Origin of the sequence: Pseudomonas sp. NPDC090208 (assembly GCF_044746785.1) — a bacterium.
Taxonomy (GTDB): Bacteria; Pseudomonadota; Gammaproteobacteria; order Pseudomonadales; family Pseudomonadaceae; genus Aquipseudomonas.
Window position 1 is genome coordinate 20,740 of record NZ_JBIVCU010000005.1, and the last position, 18,827, is coordinate 39,566.

Sequence of the window (18,827 nt, forward strand, 5' to 3'; positions counted from 1 at the left end):
TTCAGGCTTTGGCCTTGGGCATTTGCGAAACCAGCGAAAGGTTGACGTCCATACCTTCCACCTGGAAATGCGGAATGGCGTACAACTTGACGCGGAAGAAGCCCGGGTTGTCGTCGATGTCTTCCACGATCACTCGCGCCTCACGCAGAGGGTGAGAAGCCTGAAGGTCATCACTCGGGTCGGTCATTTCGGTCACCAGTCCGCCTACCCACTTGTTCAACTCAAGTTCCAGCAGACGACGGTCTTTGGTCGTGCCGATATTTTCCCGTTGAATAAGTTTCAGATAATGGGCAATACGCGAGAGCAGAAAGATATACGGCAGGCGCGCATTGATACGGCTGTTGGCGGTCGCATCGGCCGTGTCATACAACGCCGGTTTCTGCGCAGAGTTGGCCGAAAAGAAACAGGCGTAATCGCGGTTCTTGTAATACGACAGTGGAATGAAACCGAGATTGGCGAATTCAAATTCGCGGGTTTCGGGAATCATCACTTCCGATGGAATCTTGACCTGATTACCGGTACCCAGGTCGTACAGATGAATCGGCAAGTCCTGAACCGCGCCGCCGGATTGCGGACCACGAATCTGCACACACCAGCCATTGGCAATAAAGCTCTTGACCATATTGGCGGCAAAGGCAAACGAGGCGTTAGTCCACAGATATTTGTCGTGATCGAAACCCTTGACGTTTTCTACGTAGTTGAAGCTGCGCACGGGAATGGTGTCCGGGCCATAGGGCAGGCGCCCCAATACACGTGGCATGGTGAGGCCGATATAACGCGAGTCATCGCTTTCGCGGAACGACTTCCACTTGATGTATTCAGCCCGGTCAAAATAGTTGCCGATATCCTTGATGGCCGCCACTTCTTCCATGGTTTTCTTGCCGAAAAATTCCGGCCCTACTGCCCCGACAAATGGCATGTGCGCAGCAGCGGCCACTTTGGAAATATTGCGCAGCAAGGCAATATCCTGCGGACCACGACCGAACTCATAGTTGGAAATGGCCGCAGCGATCGGCTCGCCACCCGGGGTGTCATATTCCTGGGTGTAAGTGTGCAGATACAGCCCGCTTTGGGTGATTTCCGGCGCGTCGTCGAAGTCCTGAACCAAGTGGTCCTTGCTGATATCCAGCAATTCGATGCGCACGTTCTGACGGAAGTCGGTCTGGTCGATCAGCGACTTCACACCGCGCCAAGTGGATTCGACGCGCTGGAAGTCGGCATGGTGCATGACCGCGTCGAGCTGGCGGCTAATCTGCATGTCCAGCGACGCGATGTGCTCGTCCAGCAAGGCCTTGTCGAGACGTTCGATTTTCTGCGAAGACTGTTTGAGCATGCTCAGAAACACGCTGACGGCGGCAGTGACCCGCTCGTCGGCAGACACATCGGACAGGGCTTCAACGTTCTGAAATGCTTCGATGCTGCCCAGTTCTGCAACAGGGCTGAGATTGATCTTGCTGAACAGAGTGCCATACACGCTTTGGTTTTCTTCAGACAATACCGTAGCGTCGCGCGAAGTTGCGCTGGAAGAGGTAGCGGACATGAAAGTTTCCTACTTGATCAGGGCTTTTCGAAAAATGATTTACTCGACCGACAGCGCGGCCAACTCAGCCCGCAATCCTTCGCTCAGTGTGTCATCCCGCAGAATACGCTCCAGTTCCTGACGGAAGGTGGCATTGTCCAGCAAGTTGGATTTGAGATCGCGCAACAGATTGCGCATGGCCAGCAACGCTCGCAGTTCCGGAATTTGTCGAGCCACTTGCTCAGGCTCGAAATCCTTCATGCTGCGGAAGTTCAGCTCGACACCGGTATCGGAACCGTCGCCCACCAGCGTATTTTCCACCGCCAGTTTTACCGCTGGCGAAAACTCCGATAGCACGCTGTCGAAATTGTTTTTATTGATATCGGTCTTTTTGCGTTCAGACAGCGGCGCTGTTTCTTTGCCATTGCTGTAGTCCCCCATCAACATCAATTTGAGAGGCAGTTCAACTTTTTTCTGCGCGCCGCCCGTATGCAAATCGAGCTTGATATTGATGCGTGCCTTGGGCACTTCGTTTTGAAAACTGTTTGAGGCCATACTTCCTCCTTGAACCCGCGTGGCAGTTATATCCAGAAATATTCAGTTCGACATCCAGTGTCAATCGCCTGATGCCGAAACCGTCAACTGCAGCACACAAGCATTTTGCGATTGGAAAGAACTTACAGAGCGTCCCGGCTTTTGCCGGTGCGACACAATGAATTAATACACAGACCCAAGCTAGCCCCGCTCTTTATTTAAGGACGTTTCCTACAAGACTTACCAAACCAACCTACATTTTCGAAAGTTCAACCACAAAGCGCTCATTTCCAGAGCGCATCGATGGCTTGTCGGAACCTTATTTGCGGTTTTCAACGATGACCAGTGAGCGATCGATCATGGCCTTCGCCAGGTCGAACAGATGCATGACCGAATAGGCCAGGTCGCGGTGCATGCCAGTGAGGTTGTCGCCATTTTCGTAGGCGCTTGCAGACGCACATCGCAATAACTCGGACGCGCGAATCAGAGAGGATTCCAGATCGACGGGATCGTGGATGGAGATCGGTGGATCGGGGGTGATTTTTTTCATGGTTCAGCTCCTACTGAGTGAAACCACCAAACGCCGTTCTCACACGGTGAAGGGTGGCAGCTGTGCAGCAGGGTGAGAAACCGGACAGTAGGCTCCGGTCAGACCGAAGTCTGCCTGTACACAGCTGCCATAAAATATCCCGTCAATGAAACCGACAGGATTGGCCGCTTGATGCGCCTACTGAGTTGCGGGTTCTCACACCCGACCGCTGATTTTGCAGCGGCGAACGGAGACTAGACCCATGATTCAGCAGACACAAGGGCTCAGGATTGTCTAGGAAATTTCACGCAAGAGATAGGGACAAGTCTGTACGAAAAGTCACAATTTATTCCGACAGAACCCCCTTGGACAGCTTTATGCCCGGAAGCATCGCGCCATGCAAAGCCGTAGGCGTGAGCTTGCTCGCGATGGCGGTGGGTCAGACAACACTTCAGTTACTGATCTGACGTCATCGCGAGCAGAGCTCCCTCCCACCGGATCGCTGTCAGCCACACGTTTTGTGGATTGCCGCCAAACCGGTAGGAGCGCGCTTGCCCGCGATGGCGGTGGGTCAGACAACACTTCAGTTACCGATCTGACGTCATCGCGAGCAGAGCTCCCTCCCACAGGATCGCTGTCAGCCACACGTTGTGTGGATCGCCGCCAAACCTGTAGGAGCGCGCTTGCCCGCGATGGCGGTGGGTCCGTCAGCGCGATATTGCCGGGTTTGACCCTTAAGACAGTTGGCTCCCCCCACAGGATCGCTGTCAGCCACACGTTTTGTGGATCGCCGCCAAACCTGTAGGAGCGCGCTTGCCCGCGATGGCGGTGGGCCAGACAACACTTCAGTTACCGATCTGACGTCATCGCGAGCAGAGTTCCCTCCCACCGGATCGCTGTCAGCCACATGTTGTGTGGATTGCCACCAAACCTGTAGGAGCGCGCTTGCTCGCGATGGCGGTGGGTCAGACAACACTTCAGTTACCGATCGGACGTCATCGCGAGCAGAGCCCCCTCCCACAGAATCGCTGTCAGCCACACGTTGTGTGGATTGCCGCCAAATCTGTAGGAGCGAGCTTGCTCGCGATGGCGGTGGGTCCGTCAGCGCGATATTGCCGGGTTTGACGCTTAAGACAGTTGGTTGCCTCCCACAGAATGTGTGGTGCCCAAAGCGCGTTGGCAAAACACAAAACGCGTAGCAAGGGGCCTCTCACCGTTGCGCGCCTACCCCCCCACCAACCGATACCCCACCCCCGCCTCCGTCACGATGTACCGCGGTGCCGCCGGGTCATCCGCCAGTTTCTGCCGCAGGTGTCCCACCACGATGCGCAGATAGTGGGTGTCTTCGGTGTGGGTCGGGCCCCAGATGTCCTTGAGCAGTTGCTGTTGGGTGATGACGCGGCCGGGGTGGCGGGCGAGTTGGGCGAGGACGGCGTATTCCTTGCGGGTCAGCGCCACTTCGGTGTCGTCCAGCGACACGCGGCGGTAGGCCAGGTCGATGGTCAGTGGGCCGACTTTTACGGCAGCGTCGGTCGGGGCGGTGTCCGGGGTCTGGCGCAGCAAGGCGCGGATGCGGGCGAGGAATTCCTGGATGCCGAAGGGTTTGGTGACGTAGTCGTTGGCGCCTGAGTCCAGGGCACGGACCTTCTCGCCTTCGCTGGCGCGCACGGACAGCACCAGCACGGGCACAGCCGACCATTCGCGGAACTGACTGAGCACGTCCTGGCCGTCCATGTCGGGCAGGCCGAGGTCGAGAACCAGCAGGTCGGGTTTGTTCAACGCGGCCTGGCTGAGGCCTTCGTTGCCGGTGCCGGCTTCGAGTACTTTGTAGCCTTGTGAAGCGAGGCTGATGCGCAGGAATTTGCGGATCTGCGGCTCATCGTCGATTACCAGAATGGTTGCCGTCTGGCTCATGGTTGTCCTGTCAGACTTTCATCATTTCCTGTAGCAGTCCGGCCGGGCGGCTACGGGGAGTGTTTGAGTAATGCGTGCAAGCGTAACCCATCGCCCGCTCACATCGCCTGTTCCATTTCGGCCTCAGGTTGTGCCTGCAACGGCAGGTGCAGGCTGATGCAGGTGCCGCGTCCGTCGATGCCGTCGGCGACACTGATGCGCCCGCCGTGGGCGCCGATCATGCCCTGACAGATCGCCAGCCCCAGCCCGGTGCCCTGCCCGCCGCGATCGCCACGGGCGGCGGTGTAGAACATGTCGAAGATTTTCGCCCGCTCGGCTTCTGGAATGCCGGGGCCTTCGTCGCTGACGGCGAACACCAGTTCACTGGCTTCGGACCGCACGGCCAGTTGCAAACGGCCGTGGATCGGCGAGAAGCGCGCGGCGTTTTCCAGCACGTTGATCAGCGCCTGCTCAATCAATGCGGCGTGAACGTACAGCAGCGGCAGTTCGGCAGGCAGCTCGGTGCTGACCTGCAGCTGTGCCATGACTGCGCGCAGGCGGCCGAGGGCACTGCCGACGATGTCGCCGGGGGATACCCAGTCGCGCGCGAGTTTGAGGGCGCCATGGCCGAGACGGGTCATGTCCAGCAGATTCTGGATGTAGCGGTCCAGGCGCTCGGCCTCGTCGCGGGTACCTTCCAGCAGCTCGCGGCGATCCTCCAGCGGGATCGCTTCGCCGAGCGCCAGCAGGCTGTCGATGCTGCCGCGCATGGCGGTCAGTGGTGTGCGTAGGTCATGGGAGACCGAGGCCAGCAAGGCGCTGCGCAGCTGTTCGGTTTCGCCATGCAGGCGGGCGGCTTCGAGGTCTTCGGCGAGTCGTGCGCGGGCCAGGGCCTGGCCGAGCGGCTGGCTCAGCGCGATCAGCAGGCGTCGACGTTGAGCGGTAAAGCTTTCGCCCTCCTTCGCCCGGACGCCAAGCAGGGCCAGCGGCGCATCATCCACCGACAGCGGCAGCCACCACCACTGGCTGGTCGGCAGCGTGCCAGTGCCCTTGCCGGCCGGCTGATCGTGCTGCCAGGACCAGTCGGCAGCGGCTCGCTCCGGCTCGGAGAATTCCAACGGGCCGCCGACTTCGACTTTCCAGCCTTGTTGGCCGTCGTTGTCGAGCACACAGAACTGCAATTCATTCCAGCCGGCCAGATGATGTTCAGCGGCGCTGAGCACGGCCTGGCGGTCGGTGGCCGCGGTCAGGCGGCGTGACAGGTCGAGCAGTTCACTGGTCTCTTCCTGAGTCTCGCGCAGTGCCTTGAGCTGACGCCGCTGGCGAGCCGCGAGGTTGCCGGTCAGCGCCGCCATCAGCAGGAAGAACAGCAATGTCAGCACGTCCTCTTCGCGCTGGATGCTCAGGGAAAAATTCGGCGGGATGAACAGAAAGTCATAGGCCAGAAACGACAGCACCGAGCAGACCATCGCCGGGCCGACGCTGCTGCGCACCGCCACCAGCAACACGGCGGCGAGAAACACCAGCGAGATGTTCGGCAGTGCCAGCACGCTCGCCACTGCCCAAGCCAGGGCGCTGGCGCAGATCGTCGCCAGCACCGCCAGCAGATAGTCGAACCACGCCAGATTGCGCGGAGTGGTCGAGCGCGGTTGATCGGGCCGTGCTTCGCTGTCGAGCACGTTGATTTCCAGGCCATGGGCATTGCGCAACAGGCGCGCCGCCAGGCCGCCGCCGAACACCCGACGACGCAACAATGGCCGCGACTGGCCGACCAGCACCAGACTGGCGCGGCGTTCGGCAGCATGTTGAATCAGGGTTTTCGCCACTTCCGGCGCGCGCAGCACCACCACTTCGCCGCCGAGACGCTCGGCCAGTTGCTGAGCATTTTGCAGACGGGTGCGCGCCAGTTCGTCGAAGAATCGACCGTTGTCGACATGCACCAGGCTCCACGGCAGATGACGACGCTGGGCCACACGGCTGGCATGTCGCACCAATCGCTCGGCCTGGGCATCGCCGTCAACGCCGACCAGCAACCGACCGCGCACCGCCGGTGCCGCCTGGCCCAGTTGCCGGTAACCGAGGGCCAGATCGTTGTCGACCTGCGCGGCAGCGGTCTGCATTGCCAGCTCACGCAGGGCGGTGAGGTTGGTCTGGGTGAAGAAGGCATCGATGGCCGCCCGCGCCTGCTCCGGCACGTAGACCTTGCCGTCGCGCAGACGCTCCAGCAGCTCGCGGGGCGGCAGGTCGATCAGCACCAGTTCGTAGGCTTCCTGCAAGACCCAGTCCGGCAGGGTTTCGCGGACCTGCACGCCGGTGATCCCGCGCACTTGATCGTTGAGGCTCTCCAGGTGCTGGACGTTGACCGTGGTGTAGACGTCGATGCCCGCTGAGAGCAGCTCCTGAATGTCCTGCCAGCGTTTGGCGTGGCGGCTGCCGGGGGCGTTGGTGTGGGCCAGTTCGTCGACCAGCACCAGTTTTGGCCGCGCCTGCAACAGGCCGTCGAGGTCCATTTCTTCCAGGATCACGCCGCGGTATTCGGAGCGCAGCATGGGTTGCTGCGGCAGACCGCCGAGCAGCGCTTCGGTTTCCGCGCGGCCATGGGTTTCCACCACACCGGCCAGCAGCGAAACGCCCTGGCGCATCTGCGTGTGCGCGGCCTGGAGCATGGCGTAGGTCTTGCCCACGCCGGGGGCGGCGCCGAGGAAGACCTTGAGCCGGCCACGGTCGTCCCGGGGCAAGTTAGCCAGCAAGGCGTCGGCGCGGCTGTCTGAGTTCACGGTGGTTGTCCTGGTGGGTTGATCGTTGTTCGTGGCTTACCTTGTAGGAGCCGGCTTGCTGGCGAACCGGGTGTGTCAGCCCCCCCATCATCACCGGTCTATCGCATTCGCCAGCAAGCCGGCTCCTACGGTTTGCGTTTATCTGGACACAGACGGTAACGCATTCAGGCTCTGGTTCAAGCCCAGCACGTTCACCACCGGCGGGCCGACCAGCGGGTTTTCGGTGTTGGCCGCCACCAGACGCTGCACGGTGTCGCGGGGCAAATGGCGGGCGGCGGCGATGCGCGCCACCTGATACTCCGCCGCCGCTGGCGACAGGTGCGGGTCCAGACCGCTGCCGGAGGTGGTCAGCAGGTTCAGCGGCACCGGCCCCTGATTGTCGACCTTCTGCTTGCCGACCTCTTCACCGATGCGCGCCGCCAGCGCCGGGTTGCTCGGCGCCAGGTTGCTCGCGCCACTGGCGACCGTGGCATAGGCGCCTGCCGATGGACGCGGCTGGAACCACTCTTCGCCACTGAACGGCTGGGCGATCAGCGTCGAGCCGCGCACTTTTTCCTGGTCGTCATACACCAGGCTGCCATTGGCCTGATCCGGGAACGCCACCTGGGCCACGCCGGTCACCACCAGCGGATAGGCCACGCCGGTGATCAGGGTCATCAACACGATCAGGCTCATGGCCGGACGCAATACACTGGACATCATTCAATCCTCACTCGAAATGGGCGCTGCGGCAGCGTTACGCCATACCGCAGCGCAGGCTGCACGCTTACACCAGATGCAACGCGGTCAGCAGCAGGTCGATGACCTTGATCCCCACGAACGGCACGACAATGCCGCCCAACCCGTAGATCAACAGGTTGCGCCGCAACAGATGCGCCGCGCTGGCGGCCTGCACCCGCACGCCACGCAGGGCCAGCGGAATCAGCACGACGATGATCAGGGCGTTGAAGACGATCGCCGAAAGGATCGCGCTCTGCGGACTGGCCAGGTGCATGATGTTGAGCACGCCCAGTTGCGGATAGATCGCCGCGAACAGCGCCGGCAGAATCGCGAAGTATTTGGCGACGTCGTTGGCAATCGAAAAGGTGGTCAACGCGCCACGGGTCACCAGCAGTTCCTTGCCGATCTGCACCACGTCGAGCAGCTTGGTCGGGTCGCTGTCCAGATCGACCATGTTGGCCGCCTCGCGCGCCGCTTGCGTACCATCGTTCATCGCCATACCGACGTCGGCCTGGGCCAGCGCCGGGGCGTCGTTGGCGCCGTCGCCGCACATCGCCACCAGACGGCCGTCGTTCTGTTCCTGACGGATGCGCTCGAGTTTTTTCTCCGGGGTGGCTTCAGCGAGCACGTCATCGACACCGGCCTCGGCCGCAATCGCCGCGGCGGTCAGCGGGTTGTCGCCGGTGACCATGACCGTGCGAATGCCCAGCTTGCGCAGCTCGTCGAAACGTTCACGAATGCCCGGCTTGACCACGTCCTTGAGATGAATCACGCCGAGCAGCTTGCCTTCGCCGCTGACCAGCAGCGGCGTGCCGCCGGTCTTGGCGATCTTGTCGATTTCCCGCGACAGGGTCAGCGGCAGGTCGGCGCGATCACGGCCCAGGAACTTCAACAACGAATCCACGGCGCCCTTGCGGAACACGCGACCTTCATAGTCGACACCGGACAACCGGGTTTCCGCGCTGAATGGCACGGCGGTCAGTTGGCTGGCGGCCGGTTCACGCATCGGGTGCAGGGCTCGCAGGTACTCGACGATGGATTTGCCTTCGGCGGTGTCGTCCGCCAGCGAGGCGAGCAAGGCGCCCTCGCCCACTTCCCTGGCACTGATGCCGGGCGCCGCATACACCGCTGCGCAACGACGGTTGCCGAAGGTGATGGTGCCGGTCTTGTCCAGCAACAGCACATGCACGTCGCCAGCGGCTTCCACCGCGCGCCCGGATTTGGCGATGACGTTGAGGCGCACCAGACGGTCCATGCCAGCGATACCGATGGCCGACAACAGACCGCCGATGGTGGTCGGAATCAGCGTCACCAGCAGCGCCACCAGAAACACCAGCGGCAGGTTGCCACCGGCAAAATGGGCGAACGGCTGCAGGGTCACCACCACCAGCAGGAAGATCAAGGTCAAGCCGATCAGCAGAATGTCCAACGCCACTTCGTTGGGGGTCTTCTGCCGTTTGGCGCCTTCGACCAGCGCGATCATGCGGTCCAGGGTCGACTCGCCGGGGTTGCTGCTGATGCGCACCAGCAGCCAGTCGGACACTAGCCGGGTGTTACCGGTGACGGCGGAGCGGTCGCCGCCGGACTCGCGGATCACCGGCGCGGATTCACCCGTGATGGCCGCTTCGTTGACCGCCGCAATACCGGCAATCACCTCGCCGTCACCGGGGATCAGTTCGCCCGCCTCCACCCGCACCACATCGCCCTTGCGCAGGGTGTTGGCGTTGACAGTCAGAAAACCGCCGGTCGCGCCTTGCAAACGCGCCTTCAAGCCTTCGCTGCCGGCCTTGAGGCTGTCGGCGCGAGCCTTGCCGCGACCTTCGGCCAGCGCTTCGGCGAAGTTGGCGAACAGCACGGTGAACCACAGCCACACGGCAATCTGCACGGCAACGAACGTCGGCACCGCCGGGTTGGGAATCAGGCACAGCACGGTGGTGAGGATGGCGGTCAGCTCCACCACCAGCATCACCGGCGCGCGTTTCAGTTGACGCGGATCGAGCTTGACGAAGGCCTGAATCAGCGCCGGGCGCCACAGGTCGGCGAAGGCGGTCTTGACCGGCTCGGCAGCCACCGGCTGTTCGGCGTTCTTCATCACAGGAGCAGGCATATTCATGATTCAGTCCTCAGAAACCCAGGCTCAGGTGTTCGGCAATCGGCCCCAGGGCCAGGGTCGGCAGGAAGGTCAAACCGCCCACCAGCAAAATGGTCACAGTCAGCAGAGTGACGAACAGCGGACCGTGAGTCGGGAAGCTGTTCAACCCCAGCGGCGCGGTCTTTTTCGCCGCCAGGCTGCCGGCCAGCGCCAGCACCGGCAGGATGTAACCGAAGCGACCGAGGAACATCGACAGGCTGAGCATCAGGTTGTGGAACATCGTGTTGGCGCTGAAGCCGCCGAAAGCCGAGCCGTTGTTGGCGGTGGCCGAGGTGTAGGTGTACAGCAGCTGGCTGAAGCCATGGGCGCCGGGGTTGCTCACTGCGCCGGCCGGGCCGGGCAACGACGCCGCCAACGCGGCGCACACCAGCACGCCGACCGGCATGACGATCAGGGTCGCCACCAGCAGCTTCACTTCCCGGGCCTGCAGTTTCTTGCCGAGGTATTCCGGGGTGCGACCGATCATCAGGCCCGCCAGGAACACCGCGATCAGCACGTTGAGCAGCATGCCGTAGAGACCCGCGCCCACCCCGCCGAAGATCACTTCGCCGACCATCATGTTGGCCAGCGCGATCATGCCGCTCAGCGGGTTGAGGCTGTCGTGCATGCCGTTGACCGAGCCGTTGGAGGCTGCGGTAGTGGTGGCCGCCCACAGCACCGTGCCGGTGGTGCCGAAGCGGGTTTCCTTGCCTTCCATCGGCGCGGTCTGTTCAACGCCTGCGATATTCAAGGTCGGGTTGGGCTGGTACTCGGCCCACAGCGCCACGGCGCCACCGATCAGAAACAGCACCAGCATGCAGGCGACGATGGCGCGGCTCTGGCGCATGTCCTTGACGTAATGGCCGAAGGTGAACACCAGCGCCACCGGGATCAGGATGATCGACACCAGTTCGAACAGGTTGCTCCAGGCCGTCGGGTTCTCGAACGGGTGCGCCGAGTTGACACCGAAGAAGCCACCGCCGTTGGTGCCCAGTTGCTTGATGGCGATCTGGCTGGCGGCCGGACCGAGCGGGATGGTCTGGTCGGCGCCTTGCAGGGTCACCGCATCAACATAGTGGGCGAACGTCTGCGGTACGCCCTGCCAGACCAGAAACAGCGCCAGCACGATGCACAGCGGCAGCAGGCCATACAGAGTGGCACGGGTCATGTCGGCCCAGAAGTTGCCCAGGTTGTGCGTCGAGCGACGGGCGATACCGCGACAGAACGCGACCAGCACGGCGATACCGGTGGCAGCGCTGACGAAGTTCTGCACGGTCAGCCCGGCCATCTGGCTCAAGTAGCTGAGCGACGACTCACCGCTGTAGCTCTGCCAGTTGGTGTTGGTGACGAAACTCATCGCCGTGTTGAACGCCAGCGACCACTCCATGCCCGGCAGCCCTTGCGGGTTGAGCGGCAGTGCACCCTGCAGCACGAGGATGGCGAACAGCACGACAAACCCCGCCAGGTTGAACGCCAGCAGGGCCAGGGTGTAGGTCTTCCAGTTTTGTTCGACAGCCGGGTCGACACCCGACAACCGATAGCAGATGCGCTCCACGGGCCCCATCACCGGCGTCAGCCAGGTACGCTGGCCTTCCATGACCTTGTAGTAGAAGCGCCCCAGCAGCGGCGCCGGCAACAGCACCAGTGCGAAGAACGCCAGAATCAGCAGATAGTCGTAACCGTGCATGGCCGTCACTCCTCGACCCGGCCGGCGCGCAGCAGCGCCACCAGCAAGTACACGAACAACCCTGCCGCCAACAGCAGAGACACCCCATCCAGAACGCTCATGAAAAACTCTCCGTCATACGGCGATTGCCGTGTGCAGGAATTGTCCTCACGAGGGGTGTAAAGGAACGAGATCGACAGCCCGTGCCGGGCATAAAGAAAGTGTAAAAAGTGGCGGGTTTACGGGGCTTCAGGGCATAAAGATGCGCTTTACGACTGCACCGGGTTTTCCATTCAACCTCGGACCGTGGGAGGGAGCCCTGCTCGCGAAGGCGTCAGGTCAGACACCATAGCATTGGCCGTCATGACGCTTTCGCGAGCAGGGCTCCCTCCCACAAAAGCAAACCGCGGACAACCTGAACGCCGTTCATGAAACCGGAAAAATGGCGTGTTAACCGTTTTGTACATTTTTCGATACATTCACGACAATCCGCCGACACCTCACCCGGTCACCCTTCCGCCGCGCCTGCCAGCGCAGTAGCATGGCAGCGTCGTTCTCTATTCGCGGCCGACTTCGGCGGCACCACATGGCGGCAGCACGATGCAGACACCTTCAGACAGCAATACCGCCACCCTCCAGGCCGAAGAGCGCCGCTGGAATACCCGCGCGCTGATCGTCGATGACGACGTGCCGATCCGCGAACTGCTGTGCGACTACCTGGCCCGGTTCAACATTCAGAGCACTGGTGTGACCGACGGCAACGCCATGCGCCAGGCCCTGGCCGAAGAAACCTATGACGTGGTGGTGCTGGACCTGATGCTGCCCGGTGAGGACGGACTGTCGCTGTGCCGCTGGCTGCGCAGCTCCTCGGACATCCCGATCCTGATGCTCACCGCCCGCTGCGAGCCGACCGACCGTATCATCGGCCTGGAACTGGGTGCCGACGACTACATGGCCAAGCCGTTCGAGCCCCGCGAACTGGTGGCCCGCATCCAGACCATCCTGCGCCGGGTCCGCGACGACCGCACCGAAGAGCGCACCACCCTGCGTTTCGACAACTGGCGACTGAACAGCGTATTGCGCCAGCTGACCGCACCGGACGGGCTGGTGGTGCCGCTGTCCAACGCCGAATTCCGCTTGCTGCGGGTGTTCCTGGAGCGGCCACGACGCGTGCTCAACCGCGAGCAACTGCTGGACGCCGCCCGCGGTCGCTCCATTGAGGCGTTCGACCGCAGCATCGATTTGCTGGTGTCGCGCCTGCGGCAGAAACTCGGTGACGATCCGAAGTCGCCACAACTGATCAAGACCGTGCGAGGCGAAGGCTACATGTTCGACGCCAGGGAGATTGGTTGATCCGCTCGGCCGATACACTCTTCGCCCGACTGTTCGGCGGCGCACTGCTGGCGATCATTCTGGCGCACTTGCTGGCGTTCATCTGGTTTCATTACTACGACCCCCATCGCCCGCCACCGCCACCTCCTCCGCTCACCGAGCAGGAGCTGGCAGCGGGTGAACACGCCGAGCGCCCATCCGAAATGGAAATGCGCCGGCCACCGCCGCCGCCTTTTTTCGGCATTCCGCTGATACCGCTGTTCTTCCAGTTGGTCACCCTGGTGATTGCCGCGTGGTTCGGCGCCAAGGCCTTGAGCCGACCGGTGCAGCGCATCAGCGAGGCGGCCGAACGGCTGAGTGAAAATCTCGACAGTCCGCCGTTGGCGATCAACGGGCCACGGGAAGCACGGCAGGCCGCCGCAACCTTCAATCTGATGCAGGAACGCATTCGTGATCAGGTCCAGCAGCGCGGGCGCATGCTCGCCGCCGTTTCCCATGACCTGCGCACACCGCTGGCGCGCCTGAAGTTGCGGGTGGAACAGATCGACGAGCCGAAGCTGCACGGGCAGATGACTCAGGATCTGAACGACATGATCGGCATGCTCGACGCGACCCTGACCTACCTCAACGAGCAACGCACCAGCGAGGCTTTGCAGTATTTCGACGTGCAGGCGCTGATCGAGTCGCTGACTGAAAACGCCCAGGACAATGGCGATGACGTCGAAGCCAGCGGCACCTGCAAGCCGCTCAAATCGCAGCCGATGGCGCTGCGTTCGTGCCTGCACAATCTGATAGACAATGCCCTGCGCTACGCCGGCCACGCCCGGGTGGTGATCAAGGACGCCAGCGACCGCCTGCAAGTCTGTGTCGTCGACCACGGGCCGGGCATTCCGGAAAACCTGCGTGAAGCAGTGTTCGAACCCTTCTACCGCGTCGAAGGCTCACGCAATCGCAATTCCGGCGGGGTTGGCATCGGCATGACCATCGCCCGCGAAGCCGCGCGACGCATGGGCGGCGATCTGCGTCTGGAAGAAACGCCGGGCGGCGGCCTTACCGCCGTGCTGGATTTGCCGCGGATCTAAGCCCCCCCGTAGCAGTCCCCCTGTAGGAGCGGGCTTGCCCGCGAAGAGGTTCGGAGAGCCTGCACATCTTTAATGTCCTTACCGTCGTCTTCGCGGGCAAGCCCGCTCCCACCGAATCCACACTCTCCCAACGCGTATGCCCACCGTTACAAACCCCACATACCCACGACACGCACCCCCGCGACGCTGCATAAGCCGGAGCACCGCCCGGCTTTATCCATTCGAAGGGAGGCAGTCCGATGATCTCAGGTATCAGCGGCAGCAGTAGTTACTCCAGTTACGTCAGCTCCAGTACCACGTCCACCAGCAACAGCAAGAAGTTCGCCGACGATTTGCTGAAGAAGCTCGACAGCAATGGCGATGGCAGCATCGACAAGGATGAGTTGAGTGCAGCGCTGTCTTCGGATTCAAAAGACGGCATCACCGTCAGCCTGAGCAAGGCCTTCGGCGATCTGGACAGCGACGGCGACGACAGTCTCGACGCCGACGAACTGGCGGCGATGACACCCCCACCGCCGCCACCGATGCAGATGGACGCGACTTCTGCAGAAGACCAGGCCACGGAGCTGCTCAGCGCGCTGGACACCGACGGCGATGGCACCGTGAGCAGCGACGAGCTGACCGCGGCCCTGAGCAGTGCCGGCAGCAGCGCCGACAGCACCCAGGCCACCGAAGCCCTGAACCGCATGGTCGCGGCGCTGAGTGATCGCTACAACCTCAACAGCGGTGCGACGTCAGGCAAATACCTGAATATCTCCGCCTAAAACAACAGGACCGCTGCTGAACCCCAAGGCAGCGGCGGTCCTGACCACACGTACCGCTTATTTCAGCGATTGCCGCGCGCGATTGTCGCCGACCCAGTCCAGCAGCAGGCTGTACGCCACGGCCAGCAAGGTCGGACCGATGAACAGGCCGATGAATCCGAATGCCAGCAAACCACCGAATACCCCCAGCAACACGATCACCAGCGGCAGGTTGCCGCCACGGCTGATCAGATAAGGTTTGAGCACGTTATCGACGCCGCTGACGATGAAGGTGCCCCACAGGCCAAGAAACACCGCCATGCCGTATTCACCCTTCCAGGCCAGCCACGCAGTGGCGGGAATCCAGATCAACGGCGGCCCCATCGGCACCAGACTGAGCAGGAAGGTACCTATCCCCAGCACCAGCGCCCCCGGCACACCGGCAATCAGAAAACCGATCAGCGCCAGAATCGCCTGGGCTGCCGCCGTACCGATCACGCCGTTGACCACCCGCTGCACGGTGCCGGCCACCAGATCGACGTAATACTGCGCGCGGTCGCCGATCAACCGCTCCAGCAGGCTGAGCACGAACGCCGCCAGCCGAGGGCCATCACGGTAGAAGAAGAACACGAAGACCAGACTCAGGGTCAGTTCGAGAATGCCGCCGCCGATCTGCGCGCTGCGCGCCAGCAGCCAGTTGCCAACCTGGCCGAGATAGGGTTTGACGCTGGCGAGCATGGCCGCGCCCTGTTGATCGATGGTGGTCCAGTAACCCACCAGCCGTTCACCGACCAACGGAATGCCGGCCAGCCAGGCGGGTGGATCCGGCAGGCCGTCGACCTGCACGTCCCTGATCAACGCTGTGGCATCACGCACATGATCGGCCAGGTTGAAACCGAGCCACACCAGCGGCGCGGCCACCAGAATCATCCAGCCCAGAGTGAGAATGCCGGCGGCCAGTGACTCGCGGCCATTGAGCCAGCGGGTCAGCAGGCGCATCAGCGGCCAACTGGCGAACGCCAGCACCGCTCCCCAGAACAGCGCCGACCAGAATGGCGCCATCACCCAGAGGCAGGCACCCAGCAACGCCAGCAGCAGAATCTGCACCAGCAGGCGATCGTTATTGAGCATGGGTCCTTCCGTAGAAATGACATCGAATGACTTGAGCATAACGGCGAACCCGCAGGCCCGCCCTGTTCGTACAAATTGCGCTTGAGATAGAACCCGCGTCAGCGGATGAGTTCGATCACCACCCCTTTGGCTTCGGCATTGCCGGCTTCCAGGCGGGCAGCGCGCACGCCTTTACCGATCAGGGCGTCGCGCCAGGCCTCACGCTGAGCACCGGACAGCGTCACGCGCAAGGTGCTGTCCAGATTCAGCCCGCGAGAAAGCAAGGTGATCCACGGCTCCTGTGGCGCTTCGGTGAGCATGGGCAAATCCAGCTCACCGGTGCTCTTCAACTCACGCAACAGGGTGGCAGAGGTCGGCAGCAATTCGCCCAGCGGCGCGCTGGCCTGGAACTGCTCGACATGCAGGTAACCGCGGCGGTTGCCCCGGGTGATGCCGTACAACGCGACGAGCGTGTCGTTGTCGGGGGCAGCCAGGCGCAGCAACAGATACGACTGGCCGCTGTCGGCGCCGTACAGCTTGGCGTTGCCGAACACCTCGTTGGCCCATAGGCTGCTTTCGCCGCAATCGCGGGCCTGACACCAGAACAGCAACTGCGCGCCCTGCGCCTGCAATGCTTCGCGCGCGGCGGTGAAGGCCTCGTCGGCATTGTGTTCCATGGGTAACTGGTAGGTGATGGCGGTGGCACTGCCACGGGCCGAGACCTGGCCGTCGAAACGCAGCTGGCCGCTGATCTTGCGAATCGAACCCAGCGGATAGATGCGCTCAAGCTCTGTCGCGGGCCGGTAATCGACGATTTCGGCATCGATCGGCCGTGACAGTTTTTCCAGGTCCTGGCTGCCCGGTACGTCTGCCGCATGGCCTGCGCCACTGAAAGCGGCCAGACACAGCGCAAGCCCAAGGGTACGGGTCAAACCCATAGGTGCGCTCATCGGGCAAATATCGAAAGGCAAGAACTGGCCGTCACAGCGGACGGTGCGGGGCAAGGTGAAATCGGCAGAATTGCGGGGTGGTCCATCATGCTGTCTCCTGTAGCAACCCGCTCAGCCTCGGCAGTTGCGGGTCGCAAGTCAAGAAACGGCAAAGAAGCGATTGAAACAGTCTGCAACAGAGGCCGCCCCGTCCTCGTCATTCAGGTGCAAATGATGCCCGCCGGGCAGCACGCTCACCTGAAACGGCACACCTGCCAGCAGCTCCTTGTTCTGCGCCAGCATGCCCTCTTCGGCCACGATCAACTGCGCGGGACATTGCACGGCGTTGACGAAGGACAGCGCCTGGGCACGGGTCAGACGAATCGGCGAAGCCAGGGTCAGACGGCTGTCGCTGCGCCACGTGTAACCACCCGGCACCGGCATCAGGCCACGCTGGGCCAGCAGCTCGGCGGCGTCACGGCTGACCGCCACCGCGCCTTTCATGCGCGCTTCGACGGCACGGTCCATGTCGGCGTACACCGGTTTGCGCTTGGTCGACTGCGTCAGTTGCGCCTGCAACGCCGTGCCCATGCGCTCGGCAGCGGTTTCTGCCTCGGCAATCGGTGGGATCAGCCCGTCGATCAGTGCCAGCCGGTTGATCCGCTGCGGCACGGCGCCTGCCACGATCACAGAGACGATGGCACCCAACGAATGCCCCAGCAGGGAAAAACGCTCCCAGCCCATCTGCGCTGCCACTTGCAGCACGTCATGGGCGTAATCCGGCAGGCCATAACCGGCGCCCGGCGGGCGATGGTCGGAGTGACCGTGCCCGGCCATGTCCAGCGCCAGGATGCGTAAGCCCTGAAGCTTTGGCGCCAGTCGGGCAAAACTGTTGGCATTGTCCAGCCAGCCGTGCAGGGCAATGACTGGCGTGCCGTCCGCAGGCCCGAACAGATGCGCCGCCAGTTCGATATGCGGCAGGCTCAGGCGGATTTCTTCGACCGAACAGGTCATGCGCGGGCTCGCTGGCTCGCCTGGGTGTCGTTGGCCGACGCACTGCGGGCCGCCCAGCGGGAAAAAAGGTTCTTGAGCATGTTTGCGGTGTCCTCGGGGTGCTCCAGCGGGAACATGTGCCCGCCCGGTACCGAAAGATACTCGCCTTCGCGCATGCTTTTCACCGACAACGCGTGATGACGGCGCACCACATCGCTGTGCTCGCCGCGCACTAGCGCCAGCGGCACGCGCAAATGCCGGGCCGTTCCGGGGCTGTTGTGGGGCACGCTGCGGTAAATGCTGATCTCGGTGGCCGGGTCGAAACGCAGACGCAATTGCCCGCCATCAGGCTGCAGACCGTGCAGCAGATAGGCCTCGAAACATTCGGGATCGAACCGGCGAAACAGGCTTTTGCCGGAAAAATAACGTCGCGCCGTGTCCAGATCGCTGAACACTTCGCGCCGCCCCAGTGTACGTCCCGCCGGGGTGATGCGATCGATGAAGCCGAAACGCTTGGCGGCACGGATCATCCACTGATCGAAACGGGTCAGCACCGGTGAATCGAGCATCACCACGCCGCGATACAGCTCGGGATGACGCAGCGCCGCATGGTAATGCAGCACACCGCCCAGAGAATGGCCGACACCCCACACCGGCTGGGCCTGCTGACGCAGGTGATGCACCAGCTCATCGACCAGATTCGGCCAGTTGTCGGTCACCGGAAAACGCGGATCGTGGGCGTGTTGCTCCAGGTGGGTGACCTGAAAATCCTCCCCCAGCGCCGCGAACAGTTTGCCGTAGGTCGCAGAAGGAAAACCGTTGGCGTGGGCGAAAAACACGGGTTGGGTCATGCCGGCACATCCAGAAAC

Annotated in this window: 15 protein-coding genes and 1 pseudogene; 3 read left to right on the forward strand and 13 right to left on the reverse strand. The window is 62.5% G+C overall.

What is annotated here, in order from left to right:
• Position 1: 1 nt before the first annotated feature.
• From tssC to kdpF, 9 genes are all read right to left on the reverse strand, one after another.
• Complete coding sequence (gene tssC, locus ACIPL0_RS10510) at positions 2–1,540, reverse strand: type VI secretion system contractile sheath large subunit (protein ID WP_400596574.1); 1,539 nt, start codon at positions 1,538–1,540, stop codon at positions 2–4.
• 39 nt (positions 1,541–1,579) lie between these two features.
• A complete protein-coding gene (gene tssB / locus ACIPL0_RS10515; RefSeq protein ID WP_400596575.1) occupies positions 1,580–2,074 on the reverse strand; it encodes a type VI secretion system contractile sheath small subunit in 495 nt (164 codons plus the stop codon).
• A 298-nt stretch (positions 2,075–2,372) separates the two neighbouring features.
• Positions 2,373–2,603 (reverse strand): DUF6124 family protein, encoded by a 231-nt coding sequence (locus ACIPL0_RS10520; protein WP_400596576.1) that lies wholly within the window; start codon positions 2,601–2,603, stop codon positions 2,373–2,375.
• Positions 2,604–3,806: 1,203 nt separating this feature from the next.
• Complete coding sequence (locus ACIPL0_RS10525) at positions 3,807–4,496, reverse strand: response regulator (RefSeq protein WP_400596577.1); 690 nt, start codon at positions 4,494–4,496, stop codon at positions 3,807–3,809.
• A gap of 98 nt (positions 4,497–4,594) precedes the next feature.
• Complete coding sequence (locus ACIPL0_RS10530) at positions 4,595–7,252, reverse strand: DUF4118 domain-containing protein (protein ID WP_400596578.1); 2,658 nt, start codon at positions 7,250–7,252, stop codon at positions 4,595–4,597.
• 138 nt (positions 7,253–7,390) lie between these two features.
• Positions 7,391–7,951, reverse strand: coding sequence for a potassium-transporting ATPase subunit KdpC (gene kdpC / locus ACIPL0_RS10535; RefSeq protein WP_400596579.1), 561 nt, complete (start codon positions 7,949–7,951; stop codon positions 7,391–7,393).
• A 67-nt stretch (positions 7,952–8,018) separates the two neighbouring features.
• Entirely contained in the window at positions 8,019–10,064 is a 2,046-nt protein-coding gene (gene kdpB, locus ACIPL0_RS10540) for a potassium-transporting ATPase subunit KdpB (protein ID WP_400596860.1), read from the reverse strand.
• 31 nt (positions 10,065–10,095) lie between these two features.
• Positions 10,096–11,790, reverse strand: coding sequence for a potassium-transporting ATPase subunit KdpA (kdpA, locus tag ACIPL0_RS10545; RefSeq protein ID WP_400596580.1), 1,695 nt, complete (start codon positions 11,788–11,790; stop codon positions 10,096–10,098).
• A 5-nt stretch (positions 11,791–11,795) separates the two neighbouring features.
• A complete protein-coding gene (gene kdpF / locus ACIPL0_RS10550) occupies positions 11,796–11,891 on the reverse strand; it encodes a K(+)-transporting ATPase subunit F (RefSeq protein WP_037009437.1) in 96 nt (31 codons plus the stop codon).
• A 478-nt stretch (positions 11,892–12,369) separates the two neighbouring features.
• Between kdpF and ACIPL0_RS10555 the strand changes: the two genes are divergently transcribed.
• From ACIPL0_RS10555 to xopAW, 3 genes and pseudogenes are all read left to right on the forward strand, one after another.
• The gene (locus tag ACIPL0_RS10555) at positions 12,370–13,122 is read left to right on the forward strand and encodes a response regulator (protein WP_400596581.1); all 753 of its coding nucleotides are present in this window, start codon (positions 12,370–12,372) and stop codon (positions 13,120–13,122) included.
• On the forward strand, positions 13,119–14,183 hold the full coding sequence (locus tag ACIPL0_RS10560; protein WP_400596582.1) for a sensor histidine kinase: 1,065 nt from the start codon (positions 13,119–13,121) through the stop codon (positions 14,181–14,183). The genes ACIPL0_RS10555 and ACIPL0_RS10560 overlap by 4 nt, the downstream gene beginning before the upstream one ends.
• Before the next feature lie 239 nt (positions 14,184–14,422).
• Positions 14,423–14,866 (forward strand): annotated as a pseudogene (xopAW, locus tag ACIPL0_RS10565) (XopAW family type III secretion system calcium-binding effector); the annotation flags it as partial.
• 138 nt (positions 14,867–15,004) lie between these two features.
• Here xopAW and ACIPL0_RS10570 read toward each other — a convergent pair.
• The 4 genes from ACIPL0_RS10570 to ACIPL0_RS10585 form a co-directional block, all read right to left on the reverse strand.
• Positions 15,005–16,057, reverse strand: a complete 1,053-nt coding sequence (locus ACIPL0_RS10570; RefSeq protein ID WP_400596584.1) for an AI-2E family transporter — start codon at positions 16,055–16,057, stop codon at positions 15,005–15,007.
• A 98-nt stretch (positions 16,058–16,155) separates the two neighbouring features.
• Positions 16,156–16,974: a DUF4892 domain-containing protein gene (locus ACIPL0_RS10575; RefSeq protein WP_400596585.1), complete on the reverse strand. Its 819-nt coding sequence runs from the start codon at positions 16,972–16,974 to the stop codon at positions 16,156–16,158.
• A 150-nt stretch (positions 16,975–17,124) separates the two neighbouring features.
• On the reverse strand, positions 17,125–17,979 hold the full coding sequence (locus ACIPL0_RS10580) for an alpha/beta fold hydrolase (protein WP_400596586.1): 855 nt from the start codon (positions 17,977–17,979) through the stop codon (positions 17,125–17,127).
• A complete protein-coding gene (locus ACIPL0_RS10585) occupies positions 17,976–18,809 on the reverse strand; it encodes an alpha/beta fold hydrolase (protein ID WP_400596587.1) in 834 nt (277 codons plus the stop codon). Before ACIPL0_RS10585 ends, ACIPL0_RS10580 begins: the two co-directional genes overlap by 4 nt.
• Positions 18,810–18,827 lie beyond the last annotated feature (18 nt).